The sequence below is a fragment of the Amphibacillus cookii genome (genome assembly GCF_016908375.1).
GTDB lineage: Bacteria > Bacillota > Bacilli > Bacillales > Amphibacillaceae > Amphibacillus_C > Amphibacillus_C cookii.
In genome coordinates this window covers 392,604-412,683 of the sequence record NZ_JAFBDS010000002.1, presented here as the reverse complement: position 1 = coordinate 412,683, position 20,080 = coordinate 392,604, and the positions used below count along the sequence as shown (strand labels likewise).

At 37.2% G+C, this 20,080-nt stretch carries 19 protein-coding genes; 5 read left to right on the top strand and 14 right to left on the bottom strand.

Going from position 1 to position 20,080, the window contains the following annotated elements:
- Window positions 1-206: 206 nt before the first annotated feature.
- Window positions 207-395, top strand: coding sequence for a hypothetical protein (locus JOE23_RS04990; RefSeq protein WP_204436189.1), 189 nt, complete (start codon window positions 207-209; stop codon window positions 393-395).
- On the opposite strand, the gene JOE23_RS04985 is transcribed toward JOE23_RS04990, so the two are convergent.
- A complete protein-coding gene (locus JOE23_RS04985) occupies window positions 392-1,129 on the bottom strand; it encodes a SurA N-terminal domain-containing protein (RefSeq protein ID WP_204436188.1) in 738 nt (245 codons plus the stop codon). The two genes, JOE23_RS04990 and JOE23_RS04985, sit on opposite strands and share 4 nt — an antisense overlap.
- A 347-nt stretch (window positions 1,130-1,476) precedes the next feature.
- On the opposite strand from JOE23_RS04985, the gene JOE23_RS04980 reads away from it, so the two are divergent.
- Window positions 1,477-2,295 carry a squalene/phytoene synthase family protein gene (locus JOE23_RS04980; RefSeq protein ID WP_239585265.1) on the top strand — a complete coding sequence of 273 codons (819 nt, stop codon included), beginning with the start codon at window positions 1,477-1,479 and terminating at the stop codon, window positions 2,293-2,295.
- A gap of 117 nt (window positions 2,296-2,412) precedes the next feature.
- Here JOE23_RS04980 and JOE23_RS04975 read toward each other — a convergent pair whose 3' ends face one another.
- The 7 genes from JOE23_RS04975 to JOE23_RS04945 form a co-directional block, all read right to left on the bottom strand.
- Window positions 2,413-3,873 carry a protein adenylyltransferase SelO gene (locus JOE23_RS04975; protein WP_204436187.1) on the bottom strand — a complete coding sequence of 487 codons (1,461 nt, stop codon included), beginning with the start codon at window positions 3,871-3,873 and terminating at the stop codon, window positions 2,413-2,415.
- Window positions 3,874-4,255: 382 nt separating this feature from the next.
- Complete coding sequence (locus JOE23_RS04970) at window positions 4,256-5,659, bottom strand: NAD(P)(+) transhydrogenase (Re/Si-specific) subunit beta (protein WP_204436186.1); 1,404 nt, start codon at window positions 5,657-5,659, stop codon at window positions 4,256-4,258.
- Window positions 5,652-5,957, bottom strand: coding sequence for an NAD(P) transhydrogenase subunit alpha part 2 (locus JOE23_RS04965; protein ID WP_204436185.1), 306 nt, complete (start codon window positions 5,955-5,957; stop codon window positions 5,652-5,654). Before JOE23_RS04965 ends, JOE23_RS04970 begins: the two co-directional genes overlap by 8 nt.
- Complete coding sequence (locus JOE23_RS04960) at window positions 5,957-7,087, bottom strand: NAD(P) transhydrogenase subunit alpha (RefSeq protein ID WP_204436184.1); 1,131 nt, start codon at window positions 7,085-7,087, stop codon at window positions 5,957-5,959. Before JOE23_RS04960 ends, JOE23_RS04965 begins: the two co-directional genes overlap by 1 nt.
- Window positions 7,088-7,523: 436 nt before the next feature.
- A complete protein-coding gene (locus JOE23_RS04955) occupies window positions 7,524-8,204 on the bottom strand; it encodes an aldo/keto reductase (protein ID WP_338021892.1) in 681 nt (226 codons plus the stop codon).
- A 326-nt stretch (window positions 8,205-8,530) separates the two neighbouring features.
- Entirely contained in the window at window positions 8,531-8,953 is a 423-nt protein-coding gene (locus tag JOE23_RS04950) for a hypothetical protein (RefSeq protein WP_204436183.1), read from the bottom strand.
- Window positions 8,943-9,152: a helix-turn-helix domain-containing protein gene (locus tag JOE23_RS04945; RefSeq protein WP_204436253.1), complete on the bottom strand. Its 210-nt coding sequence runs from the start codon at window positions 9,150-9,152 to the stop codon at window positions 8,943-8,945. Before JOE23_RS04945 ends, JOE23_RS04950 begins: the two co-directional genes overlap by 11 nt.
- Window positions 9,153-9,652: 500 nt before the next feature.
- On the opposite strand from JOE23_RS04945, the gene JOE23_RS04940 reads away from it, so the two are divergent.
- Both JOE23_RS04940 and JOE23_RS04935 read left to right on the top strand, forming a co-directional pair.
- On the top strand, window positions 9,653-10,291 hold the full coding sequence (locus JOE23_RS04940; protein ID WP_204436252.1) for an ATP-binding cassette domain-containing protein: 639 nt from the start codon (window positions 9,653-9,655) through the stop codon (window positions 10,289-10,291).
- Between the two features lie 3 nt (window positions 10,292-10,294).
- On the top strand, window positions 10,295-11,080 hold the full coding sequence (locus tag JOE23_RS04935; protein ID WP_204436182.1) for an ABC transporter permease: 786 nt from the start codon (window positions 10,295-10,297) through the stop codon (window positions 11,078-11,080).
- An 884-nt stretch (window positions 11,081-11,964) separates the two neighbouring features.
- Here JOE23_RS04935 and JOE23_RS04930 read toward each other — a convergent pair.
- On the bottom strand, window positions 11,965-12,369 hold the full coding sequence (locus JOE23_RS04930) for a carboxymuconolactone decarboxylase family protein (protein ID WP_204436181.1): 405 nt from the start codon (window positions 12,367-12,369) through the stop codon (window positions 11,965-11,967).
- A gap of 120 nt (window positions 12,370-12,489) precedes the next feature.
- Here JOE23_RS04930 and JOE23_RS04925 point away from each other — a divergent pair, with 120 nt between their 5' ends.
- On the top strand, window positions 12,490-12,939 hold the full coding sequence (locus JOE23_RS04925; protein WP_204436180.1) for an Lrp/AsnC family transcriptional regulator: 450 nt from the start codon (window positions 12,490-12,492) through the stop codon (window positions 12,937-12,939).
- A 41-nt stretch (window positions 12,940-12,980) separates the two neighbouring features.
- On the opposite strand, the gene JOE23_RS04920 is transcribed toward JOE23_RS04925, so the two are convergent.
- From JOE23_RS04920 to JOE23_RS04900, 5 genes are all read right to left on the bottom strand, one after another.
- Window positions 12,981-16,439: a hypothetical protein gene (locus tag JOE23_RS04920; RefSeq protein WP_204436179.1), complete on the bottom strand. Its 3,459-nt coding sequence runs from the start codon at window positions 16,437-16,439 to the stop codon at window positions 12,981-12,983.
- A 320-nt stretch (window positions 16,440-16,759) separates the two neighbouring features.
- Window positions 16,760-17,632 (bottom strand): hypothetical protein, encoded by an 873-nt coding sequence (locus tag JOE23_RS04915; protein WP_204436178.1) that lies wholly within the window; start codon window positions 17,630-17,632, stop codon window positions 16,760-16,762.
- Between the two features lie 449 nt (window positions 17,633-18,081).
- Window positions 18,082-18,276, bottom strand: a complete 195-nt coding sequence (locus JOE23_RS04910; protein WP_204436177.1) for a YwbE family protein — start codon at window positions 18,274-18,276, stop codon at window positions 18,082-18,084.
- An 18-nt stretch (window positions 18,277-18,294) separates the two neighbouring features.
- On the bottom strand, window positions 18,295-19,464 hold the full coding sequence (gene rlmD / locus JOE23_RS04905; RefSeq protein ID WP_204436176.1) for a 23S rRNA (uracil(1939)-C(5))-methyltransferase RlmD: 1,170 nt from the start codon (window positions 19,462-19,464) through the stop codon (window positions 18,295-18,297).
- 12 nt (window positions 19,465-19,476) lie between these two features.
- On the bottom strand, window positions 19,477-20,028 hold the full coding sequence (locus JOE23_RS04900; protein WP_204436175.1) for a flavodoxin domain-containing protein: 552 nt from the start codon (window positions 20,026-20,028) through the stop codon (window positions 19,477-19,479).
- Between the last annotated feature and the right edge of the window lie 52 nt (window positions 20,029-20,080).

The window sequence follows — 20,080 nt, the reverse complement described above, 5'->3', positions numbered from 1 at the left end:
ATATCACTTTTTCAGTAGTCTCATTGCTTTTCCCGCTGGAGTCGCCGCCTGTCGCTCTTTGCGTTATTTTCATACAATGGAAAAATACATGGTCATTACTTTAGTAATAAGCTTGCCTATTTTTAACAAAAATGAAAAATAAAAAAATCGCTCTAATTGGTATAATTAAAGTACCACCAATAACCTACCAAAGGAGCGATTTTCTTATGACATATGATCATATATCTTTCAAAAATTATAACATGAAACAGCTCTATTTACCAATGGATTTAGAAGTACATATACCCCAAAATCATGTTTGCCGAATTGTTCATGAAGCTGTTGAACAGGTTGATACGAAGTTTCTGTTGGATACCTATGATGGTGGTGGACGACCACTTTATTACAACATCTAAAGATACGTTTCAATTTCCGCATCGCTTCGAAGTACTTCAATCAAAGCCATAATCGCTTCTGATTCTTCTTGCATTTGCAATTCTTCTTCTATTTCAGTCCTAACTTCATCAAAAGGAGGTAATTCTTCCATACCTTCAGTCTCTTCATATTGTGCCGAAAGCTCATCATAAAATGTCTGTAATTCTTCTTCAGTGGCTTCAACTTCACCCACTTCATCAGCAATCAGTTGATCCAATTTAATTTGCATTTCTATTTGAGAGATAACCTCAGATTCAGACGTTCCTTGCTCGTCTAAAACAGCAAATAGCTCGTCTCGTGATTCTAGCTGGTTCGCTTCCATAATATCATTAATCATCTCATCTACCTCTTGCTCTGTTGCCTCAAATCCTCTGGTATCTGCCTCTTGAACTAATAGTTCTTGATCAACCATATTATCTGCGAGTTCAGATTTAAGCTGATCCTGATCAACGGGTTGACCTGTCATTTGTGATTGCATGGCAGCTTGTTGAAACTGACTAATGTAAGTCATTTCAAATTCAGCACCTGTAATTTCATTACCATTCACTTCAGCAACCACGTCAGGAATCCCTTCTAAATCAGGTTCTGGCATTTCTAACTCCTCATTCGGATCTGCTCCTTGCTCCTGTTCAGTTGTATCTTCCTCGTCATTACCACAAGCAACTAATAAACCTACAACAGTAATGAGGAATAACCCCAGTATCCATTTTTTCATTATTAAAAACCCCTTTCAGAACCAATTGATGCTTAGTTTAACACAATTGATTTTTAGTTTAAAGCCAAAGAATGAGCTCTAAAAGAATATGACAGTTGTGTAACATTACTAAAATCACCATTCACAGTCTTTTTCACTTTATCTCATCAATCTAACTTTTATTTTAGTAAAAAATGTGTAATCACATGCTTACCTCTGACTGACTTCATATTTCGTGTTTAATAACAACTATTTTTTACGAACGGTGTCTGTGATAAATGTGTTTACTATTTAAATTCCTTGCTTATTAACAATCAATCCTGCTAAACTTACATTAAGATAGGCTGGATTTTAAAGGAGGAAATAGATTGAGAAGTGATAACAAATTCAATAAAGAAGCCATGCGCGTCCTTAAAGAAACAAGCCGGACATTCTACATTCCCATCACTTTATTAAAGCCAACCTTAAAGAAAGCTGTTGCTTCTGCTTATTTATCCATGCGCGCAATCGACGAAATTGAAGATCATGAACAATTACCGCAACAAGTTAAAGCGGGCCTTTTAGAAGAGACAAGTCAATTATTACTTAAACCTTTTGATGTTAAAACATATCAACAACTAATTGCCCCCTATGTAGAAGTGCTCCCAGAAGTGACAAAACGTTTAGGCGACTGGCTTAGCATTTGTCCAGATGGGATTGTTGATAAAGTTAAAGCATCTACTTCCACCATGGCCATAGGAATGGCAAAGTGGGTGAAAAAAGACTGGAAAATACATACGAAGGAAGATTTAGATGACTACACTTATTATGTAGCTGGTCTTGTCGGTGTCATGTTATCAGATATTTGGAGTTGGTATGACGATACAGAAACTAATCAAGAACTAGCGATTGGATTTGGTCGTGGACTACAATCAGTAAACATCTTACGGAACCAAGATGAGGATCAAGAGCGGGGTGTCACCTTTATGCCAGACGGATGGGCTCGCGACGATATGTTTGCTTATGCAACAGAAAACCTTAGCTTGGCCAAAGCATATATGAAAGATATTGACAATCGTAACATCGCTACATTTTGTAAAATCCCTTATAAATTGGCAGAAAAAACGCTGGTTGTTATGAGGCATGGAAGTGAAAAGATGACCCGCGCCGAAGTTGCCGCAGTGGTAGAAGATATTGTTAACGACTGACCATAGCATTATTAGCAACTTCACATTAGACAAACCAAATTTACATGATCTCATCATTACTTCTTCATGTGTAAAAAACTCCAGACACCCTATTTTACAATAGTGGACTCTGGAGTTTTATGTTCCACAATAGGTTCGATATCCTTGTTCAGTTACCGGTGGGAGTTCTGCATAAACCTTTTGCTCATCTGTATAAGCATATGGGCTTAATAAAACATTTAGTAATTTATTAAACGGTTTAAAATCTTGTTTTTCTACAGCTGCGCTCAAAGCCTGTTCAACTCGAAAATTACGCGGAATCACCGATGGGTTATGGTTTTTCATATGTTGCTTTATTTGATCTAAGGTTTGCGTTTGACATTGTATTCTTTTTTGCCACCTCTGATACCATTGCTTGAAATCATTTGAAACAAACCACTGTTGACTGTTAAAATCAGATAATGTTAAAGCTCGAAATGTATCTGTATAATCTGCCTTAAACGTAGTCATTAATGTAAGAAGCTCTTTAATAAGATTGTCATCATCTGCCTGTTGCGTAAATAGACCGAGCTTAGCCCTCATCCCCTTACTCCAAGCATCTTGATAAACCTCTGAAAATTTGTGCAAAATAGCTTCTAAATCTTTAATTGCATCATCACTCTCTATCTCAATAAGTGGTAACAAAGATTCAGCCAGTCGAGCTAAGTTCCAAACGGCGACACGTTTTTGCTGGTTGTATGCATAACGCCCATGTTGATCAATCGAACTAAATACAGTTGCAGGATCATAAACATCAATAAACGCACATGGACCATAATCAATCGTTTCACCACTAACTGCCATATTATCTGTATTCATCACACCATGAACGAATCCCAATAGATCCCATTTAGCAATTAATTTAGCTTGCCGTTTAACGATTTCTTTAAACATCGATAAATAAATATTAGGTTGTTGTTGTATTTCAGGGAAATGACGAGCAATTGTATAATCAGCTAAAATCCGTAACTCATCTGTTGTTCCGTATTGTCTTATATACTGAAATGTTCCAACTCGAATATGGCTTGCTGCCACACGCGTTAAGATTGCACCTGGTAGTGGTTCCTCACGCATGACCATCTCACCTGTCATCACAACAGCTAAACTTCTATTGGTCGGAGCACCTAATCCATGCATCGCCTCACTAACAAGATATTCACGCAGCATGGGACCGAGAGTTGCCCTTCCATCTCCACCTCTAGAATAAGGCGTTTTACCAGCACCTTTTAACTGAATATCATAACGTTCGCCTTTAGATGTTACTTGCTCACCTAATAAAATAGCTCGACCATCACCGAGCATCGTAAAATGGCCAAATTGGTGTCCGGCATAGGCTTGCGCTATTGATTCAATTCCGTCTAGAACGTGGTTTCCAGCCAATAATTCTAGTCCTTGATCACTACTTAAGCTTTGGTAATCCAATTCTAATTCTTTGGCCAATCGTTGGTTGAAAACAACCCATTGTGGTGATTTGACCGGCGTTGGCTTCACTTTTTGATACATTTTATCAGGTAGACTTAGATACGAATGATCTAAACTTAAACGAATGTGCTGTCCCATAATACTCCCTCTCTATATCTTATTGTCTTTAGCTCATTATAAAACATAATCATAGTTTTAACTAATTAGCTGTTTATATGCTTTAAAATAAATGAATGCATGAAGACATAGAATGAGGATTTCAATATCTCTAACTTTTGTTAATACAGCAATGTATGATGGTTAAATTTGATTATGTAAACTGCTATAATTTAGAGGGACTTTAAAATAGGTTTCCCCAGAAAAAAACAGCCTCATTCCTATTAAAAAAAGGATTTGAGGCTACTTTTTCATCTCATCAGCTGGATGAAATGATTTTATATCTAGCTATGCTCATTTGGCATAATTTTTTAAAAGTGCAAATTGAAGGTAATGGCCTTTTTAAGCTAAAGCCTTAACACCATTAATCTTTAAATTCAGCCACCAAACCTTGTGTTGTTTTCTTAGCATCTCCAAATAACATTCTCGTGTTATCATTAAAAAATAATGGGTTATCAATTCCCGCAAAACCAGGATTCAATGAACGTTTCATTACGATAACGGTTCTAGCTTTATCAACATCGATAACGGGCATGCCATAAATTGGCGAGTCTTCATCCGTTCGTGCTGCTGGATTAACAACGTCATTAGCACCAATAACAATAACCACGTCTACCGATTCGATGGTTGGATTTACATCATCCATTTCTTTCAGTTGCTCATATGGTACATTGGCTTCTGCTAATAGCACATTCATATGTCCTGGCATTCGACCAGCTACTGGGTGGATGGCAAAGTTAACTTCAGCCCCATTTTCTTCAAGTTGTGCCGCTAACTCTTGAATAGCATGCTGCGCTTGAGCGACTGCCATCCCATATCCTGGTACGATCAAAACACTACCAGCAGCTTCGAGCATAAAATAGGCATCTTCAACCGATACAGGGTTAGCTTCTCCTTGAAAACCAGCTCCGGTTTTCGATTTTCCTGAACCAAAACCACTAAAGAGGACATTTGTTAAATTTCGATTCATCGATTTACACATAATATTGGTCAAAATAATACCACTAGAGCCAACCAATGCCCCAGCGACAATCAAAACATTATTAGTAATGACAAACCCTGCTGCACAAGCAGCCATTCCACTAAAGGAGTTCAGCAATGAGATCACGACAGGCATATCCCCTCCACCAATCGGAATAACAAAAGAAATCCCTAAAATACAGGACAAGACAATCGTTATAATCACTAACCAATAAGAATTCATGCTCATCAATTCACGAAGTGGTCCGAACAAAACCGTGGTACCAAGTAAGAAGATTAATAATAACGCATTAACAAGCTGTTGCCCTGGATATTGAATCGCTTTACTTGGTAATTTCTCTGATAGTTTACCCCACGCCATAATAGAACCGGTAAATGTGGCACCACCAATGACGATAGTAACAATAATAATGAGCAGTGAGGGTACACTAACCTCCATAAAATCACCAACTGTTACATAACGATGATATTCTGACCATCCTACAAGCAAACTTGCAGCACCACCGAACCCATTGAACAAAGCTACCATTTCCGGCATTGCTGTCATCGCTACCAAGCGAGCAGCTACAGCACCTACAATGGCACCAGCGATCATACCAATGGCAATCCATTGCCACTGAAGGACATCGTGACTGACAAGTGCTGCTAAAATCGCGATTAACATACCCAGAGCAGAAATCAAATTACCTTGTCGTGCTTTTTGGGCATTTCCTAACATTTTTAAACCAACGATAAATAAAATGGCTGCTAAAATATATAGTAAGTTAATGATAGTGTCATTAATCATGTTGGTCCTCCTTCTTGGCAACTGTAAACATGGATAACATACGATCAGTTACCATATAACCTCCCACAACGTTAATCGTAGCAAAGAATACAGATAAGGTTCCTAACACAATTCTAACCACTTCTCCCTCTACCACAAAAGTACCTGCGAGGCTGAGGATAGCACCAACGACCGTAATTCCAGATATAGCATTAGAACCAGACATGAGTGGTGTATGTAATTGTGACGGCACTTTTGATATTAATTCAAAACCTAAAAAAGAAGCTAAAATCAACACAAATACAAGTATCATTTCCATTACTTACCTCCATAAATATCTTTAAGTCGTTCATTAACTACATGGCCATCTTTGACGACAAGACACCCGTTCATGATTTCATCCGATCGATCTAAGTCCAGTGTCTTGGTCTCTTTATTATAAAAATGTGTTACTAAATTATTTAAATTGCTGGAATACATGGTCGATGCATCGTAAGCCACTTCACCTGGAAGATTATCAATGCCAATGACATCGACCCCCTCAAGGTTGACTGTTTCATCCACCAAGGTGCCTTCCACATTGCCTCCAGAACCTGCGGCCAAATCGATAACCACCGATCCATCTCGCATTTGTTTCAGTATTTCTTTTGTCACAATCACGGGTGCTTTTCTAGCAAATAGTTTGGCTGTAGTAATAACCAAATCAGCGTTGGCACAACTTTTTGCCATAGCTTGTTGTTGAATTTTTAATTGTTCATCAGTTAAGGCATTGGCATAGCCATCCTTATTTTGTCCCGTATCTCCTAAATCCACTTTAACAAACTTGGCACCAAGCGATGTCACTTGCTCTTCTACAACAGGTCTGGTATCAAACGCTTCCACTTTTGCCCCCAGTCGCTTCGCTGTTGCAATTGCCTGTAAACCAGCAACGCCCGCTCCTATAACAAATACTTTTGCCGGAGGAATAGTACCAGCGGGTGTCATCATCATTGGGAAAATACGATCCAATTTTTGCGCACCTAAAATGACAGCCACATATCCTGCTAGAGATGCTTGTGAACTAATTGCGTCCATTTTTTGAGCCAACGTCGTTCTTGGAATCATTTCCATACTAATGGCATTGATTCCTTGCTTCATGAAGCCACGCACAACTTCAGTTTGATTATACGGATCTAAAAAACTAATACTGATAGACCCTTTTTTCATTTTACTCACATCTTCTAGTGACGGTGCATTCACCCACAAAAACACATTGCCAGTGGACAATAACGCGTCTCTTGAATCCATCACACTCGCACCGGAATTTTGATAGGCTTGATCAGAAATCATAGTTGTTAAGTTCGTTTCGACTGCAACTTCAACGCCCTCTAATTGAAGCAATTTTTTGATCGAATCAGGTACTAAAGCAACCCGTGATTCATCACTTTCCTTAAGTACAACTATTTTCATATACACGATTCCTTTCACTATATTAGATTATTATTATGCTAAATTCATATAAAATTATAGCATTGAAATTAGGCTTTTCCAATAGTGAATGGTACAAATTTTACAAAATATACAATGTGATGAATTCGACGAATTATAGCAAATACAATGAGAAAAGTATGATCACGTGATAACATAATTACACAACTAAGAAATTAGTAGAACCTTTAGGCTCTCAGACAAAAGAGATGGTGTGATTTTCACTCATACCATCTCTTTTCCTTTCGTATATTTAGCTTCTGTGTTGATGTAAACACTCTCGCGCTAAGATTAACTGAATCCATTTCAATTCATTCCATAGCATCATTTTTTTCTCGCGTTCTTTCCGAGTTCATTTGTGTTATCCAAGCTGCGCTACCTTCCTTCTCCACCTAACCCAACCATATTTAGGATGGTTTTAAGCTGGTAATGGGGCAAGAGGAGAGATGAGATTCTTTTCCACGAGTTCTTTCCAAAATTCAGCTGGTATGGGCGTTTTTAAACCAGCTAAATCATTCTTTATTCTTTCTGGTCTTGTTGATCCAGGAATAACAGCTGCTACAGACGGATGAGCTGTTGAAAACTGTAGAGCTGCTGCTTTTAAAGTAGTGTCATATTTAGCTGCCACTTCCTCAAGTTGTTTAATTTGGTCAGCAACCTCTTGTGGGATATCACCATAATTATAGGAATGACCGCCTAAAAGAGCTCCAGAGCTGTATGGTGCACCAACAACTATCCCGACACCTTTTTCCTTTGCCATTGGCATCACGTGTTCCAGTGCCTTTTCATGGTCAAGCAAGGTATACTGTGTAGCAGACAAGCAGATATCCGGTCTCACCTCTTCAAGCCCTAATAATAACTCTATCGGTTCAGTTGTATTGACGCCTATTCCCCATCCTTTAATAACCCCTTCATCTCTTAGATCTGTCAGTGCTTTAAAAGCTCCATTCCTCGCTTCGTCAAATTTGCTTATCCATTCATCTCCATAAAAATCTGGTGAAATATCATGAACAAATACGACATCTAATTTATCCGTTTTTAAACGCTTCATACTACCTTCAATTGAACGCAACGTCCCGTCGGTAGTATAATCAGGGATAATCTTATTGCGTCGTCCATCCTTAAAAATCCCTCCTAGAAATAATTGGTATTTGTATACCTGTTTTCAAAAATACTTAAACGGATTTCCTGCATCTATTCCAGAAGTTTAATAACGAGAAACATTTAACACAAACGAAGAGCCGACTAAAAATGACGTCTAGATACACCTTCTTTAACACGAAAAAACTTTTTCGTTATTTGAGCGCTTATTGCTTTATTTGCACCATAGCGCTTTGAAAGGCACGTTCATTTCGGAACAAAGATCATCCTAAACGTACCAAGTTTGCCTTAAGTTAATTTACTATAATGTGTTTTTATAATAAGCTACGTGTTTCTTCTCTCCCAAAAATAAAGAATGAACTTGTATAAGAAAAATAGAACAAGCATACCTAAAAAGCTCACTGTAAAACCACCCGATATCCGTTTAATATCCACCCCAACCCTAAAAAAAACACTAATCGCTGACAGAACACCTGTCAATAACGGGACTAAAATCAAAAAATAAACTTGCTCTCTTTTGCTCATTGAAACGGGATACGTAATTGGAATACCTTTAGATGCTAAAGCAAAAAAATGCACCAGCGATGCAATAAACCATACTAAAAAAAAGTCAAGTGTATCTATTAGCGTTTGATTCAAGACAAACCATCGATACAATAACACTATAAATATTCCAAACCAAAAAATAGTATAACCAATACTCTTTGCTACTTTGACATCTGAATTCACTCTCTCATCAGTTTTCATTTACATCCTCCTCTAGCCAAAATAATTGATCAAGCGACTTATTGAGAACTTTGCTTAACTTAAGTCCTAAGGAAATGGTGGGATTATATTTCTCTTTCTCGATCAGACCAATGGTTTGTCTTGTTACACCCACTTGTTCAGCTAGTTCTTCTTGTGTGAGTTTTTTTTCGTTACGACTTAATTTAACGCTGTTCTTAATTATATAAATCACCTCATTTTCTTAAATGCAAAATATATGTTCCATTAGATTGTAATATATATTTTGCATTTGTTCAAGGAAAAGAAATATAAAAAGTCAAAAAATATCCACCACTTATGATTTGAATGCGTTACTTCGTTCATCATCAAAGATCGCTATCCGCTCAGCAAGCCCCCTTTTCCAATTGCTAAGCATCTTTCTCTAACTTGTAAAGCTGCCCCTTATCTTCTCCAACAAATACATGTTGTTTTCGTTCTTCTCCCACTAATTGGTCGTTGCGTGACTCATCTATTTTGGAGCGAACGTTTTACGAACGATTGTCTGTGATCAACCACTTCGTTAGCGTGTTTCTTGTCACACCCTCACTTTTATGATATTATTATATCGAATTTCGATATCGAATAAAGATATATAAGTAGTTCAAAATCGATAGCACTGGCGAATGAAAGGTAAGAACAAAATTAAAGAAATTGGAGCTTAATTAAAGGGAGAGGATTCTAATTTTTTTGTTTAAAGAAGTTAAATATAAGGATATTCTTAATATTAAACATTTAAGTATTAAAAAAAATAACATCACTTGTATAGTAGGTGAGAGTGGTAGTGGAAAAACGACATTATTACGCCTATTAAATAGACTCATTAGCCATGATCATGGAGAGATTTTTTATCATGACCAACCTTTAAGCCAGATAGACCCTGTGAAGTTAAGAAGAGCTGTCACCATGCTACCGCAAACCCCTGCTACCTTTAGTGGGAGTATAAAAGATAATCTACTAATCGGACTAGAGTTTGCTGAAAGACCACTTGCCTCCGATAATGAGCTTTATGAACTATTAAAACGTGTAAAGTTAAATAAAGAGCTAGATCAAGATGCTGCAAAGTTATCTGGTGGAGAAAAGCAACGCGTTGCTTTAGCTAGGGTCGTGCTTATGAATCCAGAAGTGCTATTACTTGATGAACCTTCTTCTGCTCTCGATGAAGATACTGAGCATATCATTATTGAGGAACTAGTAAATTATACCCGAAAACGTGGTAAGACCCTAATTATGGCTACGCATTCTAAAAAAGTAGCCAGTCAATTTTCTGATCAAATGATTGAGATAAAAGATGGTAAGATAATCAACGGAAAGGGCGTTTAAGCGATGGATCGTGTAGTAGAACTTCAATTATGGCAAATGGCTGCTGCTTATATTTTTGTTGTTATGCTGTTGTTTATTGCAAGAATACGAGGAATATCAAGAGAAAAGGAAATTCTTATTTCTTCTATAAGAATGACCGTTCAACTTATATTAGTAGGTTATATTCTTGACTATCTATTTAATAATATTAATCCTTTAAATACAATTGTAGTCATTGTTGTTATGGAGGCATTTGCTATTCATAATATAATTAAGCGAACAAAAGAAAAACTTTCTAAACCGTTAAAAAAGATTATTGCTCTATCTATGACCTTTGGAACATTAGCAAGCTTGATTTATTTCCTACTTGCTGTCATCAACATCTCCCCTTGGTATGATCCGAGATACTTCATCCCAATCGCAGGGATGTTGATTGGCAATTCCATGACGGGCATTTCACTTGGCGTAACGAGGCTTGTAGATGGTATGGATTCTGAAAAACACCTTATTGAATCAGCATTGATGCTTGGTGCAACGCCTAAAATGGCTACAAAACAAATAGTAGATAATGCTTTTGATTCGGCAATCCTACCAACCATTAACTCTATGGTAGGGATGGGAATCGTATTCTTACCCGGAATGATGACGGGGCAAATTTTATCTGGTATATCTCCGGTTACTGCTGTTTCATATCAAATAGCAATCATGCTTGGCATTCTTGGCAGTGTTTCGATCACGGTCATATTATTTGTCCAATTAGGCTATAAAACTTTTTTTAATGAAGAAAAGCAATTGATTGAGAACGAATAGGATGTGAGTCTATATTTCACATGAATAAGGTAATGGCCACTGACTATTTGCTCATGTCCATCCTTACTAATAAGCCCTTTTTGAGATTCCGCACCAAAAATTCCATTTTATACCACGGCGAGTTTAATGGATAACTTAACAGGAAGAGAGACAGCATCCATTTGATTAAGGTCTCCACGAAAAACATATCTTTTGTAGGGTAATAAAACGCAAATGAACCTGTTGGCCGTAATATCCAATTAATTCTCCACCCTGTTTGTTTAATATCTTTGTTAATTCAATTTCATCTCTGAATCGAACAAAATCCCTCAGTACGTATTCAACACATTGGCGACTTGATCGATAGCCTAAAAACAGCAAGTGGCATTGAGGACATCCAACAGTTGCAGGCTATCTTGCTAGTATTTTCATTTTTTTCCGCACCAGCTTACGCAGACAATTGGCTTCAAATTGATTTTAAAGCCCAATTGAAGAAGTCTGGAAGCTAATTGAAGCGGGGATTATGCGCTAATTTTATCAGGGGGTTGCTGAACGACTTTTTTAGAAGTTAAACGATCAACGTTTAATTTAATATCGTCGAATTTCGCTTTAGGTAATTGATAGTAATGATTTAAGTGGTTTAATATTTGAAGCTGATGAAGAAGATCCCCATTTCATCTCTATGTGAAATGGGGACAATATTTTTCAAACGTTATTTTCATTGTGTACAAAAAAACGAGTGCGATCACTAGTAACGGGGTCACTTGCAGGAGAGAAAATGTAAATTACATTATATTTATTAGACCAATTCGTAAATGAATTGGTCTCTTCTATCACATAAAATTTAAAATCCAAAGTTCTTCTTTTTTTAAATCGTTTTTAGAAACCTATTGTTGACTTCTCGCTCATTCTAACTTCATCATAGCTCCAAAGTATTGTGAAGCGGTAGTGAAAGAAATAAATGCACAAAGTTCACTAATTTCTTCCTCAGTCATGTATTCCTTCAAAATTTTAAAAGATGAATCTGGTATTTCTCCTTTTTGCTTTAAGAACACCTCAGTAAATGCAGCCGAAATAGAAGTTTTTTCGTCAAATTTATCAAGTTCAGGCATACCTTTCGCTTTACAATATTCACAACCATTCTCTTGAGCTAACGTTCTTCTGACTTGCTCTTTTAGTTCAGCAGAGAGCAAACCTTTTTTTTCTAATACAGTCCCTAAATAGCGCCACCCTTGCATTACTTCTAAGTTGTGTCCTAAAAGTCGTTGAAAAGACGTATCTCCAAAATTTGATTCCTTAATTCTTGCCATTTGTAATCCCCCTTTGTATATTTATTATAGAAAACAAATCAATAAAATAACATTAAATATATAACAAATAGTTCACTTAAATGTTAAATAATCAATGAAAAAAAGGAGAAATTTTTAAAAATGAAAATTGATGATATTGATAAAATGATATTAGATGAATTACATAATAACAGTCGCCTATCTATGAGTGAGATTGGGAGGAGGATAAATTTATCTTCTCCTTCTGTAACAGAACGCGTTAGGCAAATGGAGTCCTACGGTATTATCAAGAAATACACGTTGGAAATTGATTATGACAAATTAGGTATGCCTATTCAATGTATAATAGAAGCTACTGTTAAAAATGGGGATTACAAAGCTTTTAAAAATTTTATTCAAACGCTTCCAAACGTGCAATTTTGTTATCGCATAGCAGGTAATGCGTGTTATATGCTGAAAATGCACTTTGATTCTTTTTCAAAAGCGGAACAATTCATAGAAGCGGTAAATCCCTATGCACAAACAGTCACACATTTTATTTTCTCCCACGTACCAACAGAACCACAAATAAAAGAAACAGACTCCTTATAAAAATTCAGGGAGCTGTTTCTTTTATTTAATAGCTAGCTAACTTATAATAATTTACTCCGATCTAGATAAACATGAATCACATCGATATCATGATTGCGCCCAAAGATTTTTTGACTTGTTTCAGCATCTAATGTGTGCCCATTATACGACTTTTCATTACCAGCGACATCGTACACCGCAAGCTTTTCTTGATCACTTAAGATATACAGGATTGGAACAGTTAGCGCAGTAAATCCTAACGTATCTTTTGCTAGCGTAATCAATTCTGTTGCCTTTGGATTGAGACGATCAGCTAGCGGCCATTGATGTTCTGACGTTAAGAACTCCTCTTTAGATATGAGCACAGGATCGAACTGTAGACGACCATCTTTTACTTTCATACCTAATTCGCCGAATCGAGACAAAATGTCTTCTTTTACTTGACCAGTCATACCGGGTTGTTGCACACCAGCAAATCCAGGTGTATGTGAGTAAGCTTCCGTTGGGAAGGCACCGTACTCAGCAGGTGTTTTATCAACACCAATACCCGCTTTAATCTCATGATAGTAAGTCATGAGATTCTTTGCATCTTCAGTCATACCTTCTGCACTGTAGACAGCATTAAAGTTCTCTTCGGTTGCGAGAAGAAGTTTCGATACCATGTGCCAATACACACTACCTAAGCCTTCATATTTATAAAATGTACCTGAGCGTCCCGTAAAGGCATGGTGGTTAAACAATTCTGTAAATAAATTTTCTACAACTTGAATATCTTCCGCATCATAACAATTTAATTCCATTAATGCGTCTCTAATTTCTTCACCATTTCTAAAACGACCATTAAAGCGATAACGACCATTAACATCTTGTTCTATAACACGTGTGTGGTTATTTTTCAGTTCTTCTTGTAAAACAACCGATGTTTTCACATCTGGTTCTGGAATGATATTTTTCTCTAAGAACTTCGGCAACTCACGGTTTGGATACAACATGTAGCTGTTTTGATCTTCTCGATAGATGGCACTGTCTCTTAATGATGCCAACACATGGATTGCTTCTTTTTTATCTAATGCTTTCGAGCTTAAAACAGCGACTTGCCCTTCTAACATTTCATAGAGATAAGATACTTGACAGCTATCCCCATTGAAACGAATGAGGTTATACGCATGATACAATCCATCCTCGCGTTTATTCTTTTTAATCGTGTCTTTCAAGTGTTTCATTGATACATCAATAAATGCTCGTAATGACGCAACCGGTAAATCTACTTTCTCACCTCTAAAGCCGTCATCATAAATTGTTTGACGATAAGCTTCTCCGATTTCACCTAATGCTTTCACAATAATAAATCGTGTCTCATCAGAGATTGGTTGACCGAGCTCTTGTTCATGTGCACTTAGAACTTCTAGCGTTGCATCAAACATACGTTTCACTTCAGCAGAAATCCTAATTGCATCTGTCGTAATTTCTTTAACAAGGTCATCCATATAGACTTGGAAACGGTACATGTAGTACAGTGTCACCATAGATAAACCATTACCAACAAGTGCGTTATTTGCATCATTCCATTCCGGACGCTGGGTGTTCATCCAAATACCGCCTTCTGGTACGTAATTCGAAAATTTTGCAAGTAGTGTGACTAACAGCTTTTCCATCAAATTAACTCGATATACTGCGTCATTAGAAAACACTAGTTTTCCATCAAAGCCTAGTGATGCCGTTCTTTCCTTAATCATCTTTTCTTTCTCATCGTCATAGACAATACTGTTTCTAGGGTCTTTGACTAGGTCACTGAATCGTTTAATACGATAAGGTACATGCGCATAGGCATAAATATCTTTTTCTAACAAGATGTGAAGCTTTTCCGGATTATATGCTTTAGATAACTCCAGCAACTTCAAGAGATAGATAATTTGATGGTCACCCCAGTAACCAATATTTGACCATGGATCATCTGGATCAAGTGTTTCCCAATCAATGCCGTCTTTAGTAATGCGGTATGGATTATACCCATCAGCCGTTGACGCATTGACGAATTTTGCAATAATACTCTCGATGAATGCAGGGTACGAAACAGATAGCGCTTCCCAGTTTTGGAAAATATCACGCCAGTTCCCTTCAAAGTTCAATGCTTTTGATCCATCTTCTTTTGTGACTTCAATATTAAACTTATTCCACGGTCGACTTGGATCACCATGCCGACGACTAAATGTTAGTGGTAAGTATTCAAATGCTAACCGCTCTAAGTCATAATTGTTTCGGTGTTTGGCTAAGTTAAGTAAATCATTATAATGCAGTGTATCAGGTAAGCTCATTAAGAATGTATGCTCATTAGTATAGACGGATTGATTCCAGTGTGAGACAAACTCGATAAAGTCTGATTTGTCAATCATATAACCATCAGCATAAATACCTCCACGCATAATGTTGTACAATGTATTTGAGAAATGACGATAACTCACTTTTTCATTTGCAGTAAACTGATAGCCATCAGCATTAAAGACAAGTTGTCTTAAGTTCTCTCCACCGAGCGCCACATCTGTTTCGACTGCCTCAATGATTTTAGCATTTTCGATAAGGTCTTTTCTCAGTTTTTCAACACCGAAAGCGCTTTTGTTAACATCAGCAATAATATGCCATCTTTTTTGTTCTTGGCCTTTTAAGTGTACTGTATCCGTTACATAGTAGGCACCCCGGCGTCCTTTCACATCAGTTTCCGTTTGAACGGATTCATTTTTTGAGAACGCTTTAATTTGTTGCTCCGATAAAAGATGTTTAGGGTCTTGAAGCCCACGTGACCAGACGATCGTTGCTTTTAGAGATTCGCTCGGTTCTGCTCTATCCGTTAAGATTGAGCTCATTGTATAAATACCTAAACCAACATCTTCAAGTAATTCACAACGTTTATATCCATCCACTAATGTACTTTGTGTTGATTGATGAACAGTAGTCACACCGTATGGTAAAATGTTTCGAATACCGTCTAACACTCGAACAACGACTGGATAATCTGTCATATTCACAAGCGTCGATTCTTTAACGAACCCAAAAGCGTCACTTGTTTTTAATGCGTAGCTAAACCTTACGCCTAGATCCTCATTAATTTCTTCAAAGATGATTTTATCACCTGCCGTGTTCTTGTAAAGGTTTCGTGTGATCTGATATACGTCACTTATTTGTTGTGAGAATGGTTTCCACAGATAGTCTTTATCATCTTTCGTGACAATTAGTGTTGTATCTGGTCCCGTCGTTTCAATACTGTCATGGATTTTATCATCCGTAGCATACGGAAATAATGCTGATTCTGCATTTTTGCGACCTGCTGTTAACCCTCCTGTACTTGATACAAATAGCCAATGATCTGTATCACTGACAACGGTCATAAAAAATGGTGCCATATGATTATAGTGCCCCATTTTAAAATAGGTTTCATTATTTAGTTTAATTGTTTCTAACGAAACCGCTTTCGTTTTTTGGTATAAAAAACTTTTCCCTAAATATAAATCACACAAAGTCTCCATAATCATTTCCTTTCTATAATTAAATTTACTAGCTTTTATCACCCCGTTTATTAACGGGTAATGACTGATAATGCAATAGGCTGCACTTAAAATGATAAGCCATTTCCTAATGGTTGGTGTAAAATCGTCATTCTCAGTGTGATAAACCGCTTTCGTAAAAGGTGAATCTCTCTTATATTGTAAACGATTTATTGTTATAATGCACCCCCTTTTTTGAAAGTGATAGAAAATTTCTAACAAGGTGTTTCACGTCTCATCCCTCTCATTTTTTAAACCTAGAAAGACAACAGTACGTTTATACTTAAGTGAGGTTCGTTTTATCATTGACTTTTTTGTTGATAAAACTGATAGCAACGTTGCCAATTTTTTATCTCGCCTGGCGCTAAAGTAATGTCAATGAAGACTTCGGGACTGATAACATGATCACGCCCCCATAAAGCCATCTTTGCTGGTTTAAAAACCGATTGTTCTCTCACCCCAGCACGCGCCGTTTTGTGATAAAGATCCCAGTTATAGCCCACACGATTTTCATCCATATCAATATGAGCATAGAAATCGCCATCCGGTACAACTGGCCACGTTAATTGTTTGTTTGATACTTTAATATTACCAATTTTTACATCTAGTCCACGCATATTTGGCAATATAAGTTTGTATTCTTCGTCAATTGTATGGCTATTAATCCCTAAAAAGTTATGAGAATATTCATTGGTTTTGAAAGCGATCTTACCAGTGTTTGTGAGTATATAGCTAATCACGAGATGGTTGTTATCAAGTGCAATTTCTTTCACTAAATGATAGCCATAACCACTTGGACTTTCTGCGGTTGTGGTGAATGTCGCGGTCTGATCTTTATTATTTACTTTAACATCGGCCGGTGCCACATTGTAGTCATAAAAAAAATCATATGCTGTCTCTTCTGCTTTTGTTAGTAAACCGACACCAATTTTAGGAAACTGTTCGCCCGTTCGAACCGCATCATAGCCTATCGGTGCATCAATCCCAAACTCATTACTTAGCCCAATGCCACCTGTACCTACCCCCGCTTCTAGACGTTCTGGTACACAATAGGTCACCGTCTTGTCTAGCGTAACTTGGGTAATAAGCCCAGTCCAATCAAATCTTGAACCACTATACACACCCCCAGGTTCTGCTATTTCAACTTTTAGACGATTATTTTCTAATACATACATAACTAACGCTCCCTTTCGTTAGAACATATTTTTTTTGGTATTCATCTCCTAATTATAGTGTTGCATCCTTTCTCCTTCATATATCAACTCCTTAACTTATTATCTCCATGGGGCTAACTAATGTTTTACAGGTAATAAGTGCTAATGTCAATATCTCAGGCGCATATATCTTTTAACTTTCTTGTCTTATATTTTTTGTAAAGGAGTCATTAAACAGATACCTGTTCGTCTTCATTTCGTCGATTTTTCTCATCATAATCATCCTTTCATTAATTCTTAAATTCAACAAATACGAAAGTTATCCCTAATTAATGTTATACATATATTACATTCTCTTTTATTAGCCTATATTAGAAAAACTGACTCAGATTATTGATCCAAGTCAGCTAGCAAATCTCTTATTATTCTATAGTATAAGGGTCAAAGTAGAATTTTTTCTAATTAAATCTCTAACCCAATACTTCCTTAACCCTACCAACAAGTCCACCCTCGAGCATCACTTTAATGCCATGCGGATGTGTAGCAGAGTTGGTAAGGATTTTTAAGACCACACCTTCCGTTAACTCCCCAGAGCGTTGATCCTGTTTTTGAACAACTTTGACCTTCTTGCCCTGTCTTATATTACCTCTTATAGTTCCATCCATGATTATTACCTTCTTTCTTTAACTTCGATATAGGTTCACTACGCACTCCACGTGATTTGTCCCAGGAAACATATCAACTGGGATGATCTTTTTCGCACGGTAGCCTTTTTTAGCTAAGATCTCCAAGTCTCGTGCTAGTGTAACCGGATTACAGGAAATATAGACAACTTTCTTTGGCTTTATTGACGCTAAAGCATGAATGAATTTTTCTGTACTACCCGATCTTGGTGGATCCATCAAGACCGCATCGACGGATTGTTTTTTGCGGGACATCTGGAGCATAAAGTCACTGGCATCAGCTTGATGGAAGTGAACATTTTTCACCTGATTTCGCTTTGCATTGTTAATCGCATCCTTTACTGCTGCTTGATTAAGCTCGACACCAATGACTTGTTTAACCCGATCACTAGCGATTAAACCAATTGTCCCAATCCCACAGTAGGCATCGATAATCGTTTCATTACCTTTAAATTCGGCAAGATCAAGTGCTTTTTTATATAAGACCTCTGTTTGAACGGGATTAACTTGGTAAAACGATTTTGGCGATAAGCGAAAGACCTTACCACACAAGGTATCCTCGATAAACCCCTTGCCATAGAGAACCTGTTCACGATCGCCAAGTACCATGCTGGTTTTTTTGTTGTTGACATTCATCACAACGGTTGTGATTTCTGGATGCTTGTCCAGCAAGGCTTTGATAAAATTCTTACGTGATGGAAAAACAGGTGCACCAAGGACAAGGACAACCATAATTTGTCCACTTTGAAAGCCTGTACGAACTAAAACATGGCGGAGTAAGCCTGTTCGATTATCTTCATTATAAGGTCTTATTTTAAATGAGCGGAGCATCTTTCTAATCGATACGACAATCTCATTCGCTCGTTGGTCCTCGATTAAACAGCTATCAATCGGCACAACCTGGTGTGATCCTCCTTGATACTTACCTGAGATCACGTGCCCCTTTCGATTCATCGCAAAGGTCGTATGAATTTTATTCCGGTAATAATAGGGATTTTTCATCCCTATTATTGGATCAACCTTAGCAAACTTACTTAGCAACTTGTTAACCTGCTTTTGCTTTTTGTCTAATTGTTCTTGGTAGGAAAGCTGTTGTATTTGACAGCCTCCACAGACTTCGACAACAGGACAGTCTATTTTCGGTATGTGTGTGTTCATCTGCTTTTGCATAATAACCCTTTCTTAAGTGGACGTTGATGTGTTGACTTTCGATTGCTTTAAGTAATCAATCATCGGCATAATAAATTCCTGATTAGAATGATCATGGGATTGCGTAATTGCTTGACTCGTTCCGTCCTCTATCTCTGACTTATTTTTTTTACGTGCTAATACTTTACTGAACGTTTTCATCACTAGTTTATCAAAGAAGGGCATCTTCTCATAATTTAATCCGCTTTGAAAATAAAAGAAAACAACAGCTTGGCGCTCATTTTCTGAAAAATTGTTCTGTTTAATAGCCGTCACAATTTTTTCATCATATGGAGCAGCACCAGTTGCGAAGATTACCATCTTATCATCAACTAAATTTAAGACATGCTTTTTGAATGTCTTTAATCCTTGAATATGACCGGCATGGATGCCAGCACCGTAAATAATCTTTGCATATGACTTCAAATCAACATTCCCGATTTGATCCAAGCGAACGGTGTCACATGTAATCCGTTCTTTGATCCAATTTACATATTTCTCGGTAAAGCCTGTACGTGATTGGTAAACAATTAGTATTGATGTCATCTTACCACACTCCTCTATAATTTTTAAAATGGATAGAGTAAGTCAAATGGTT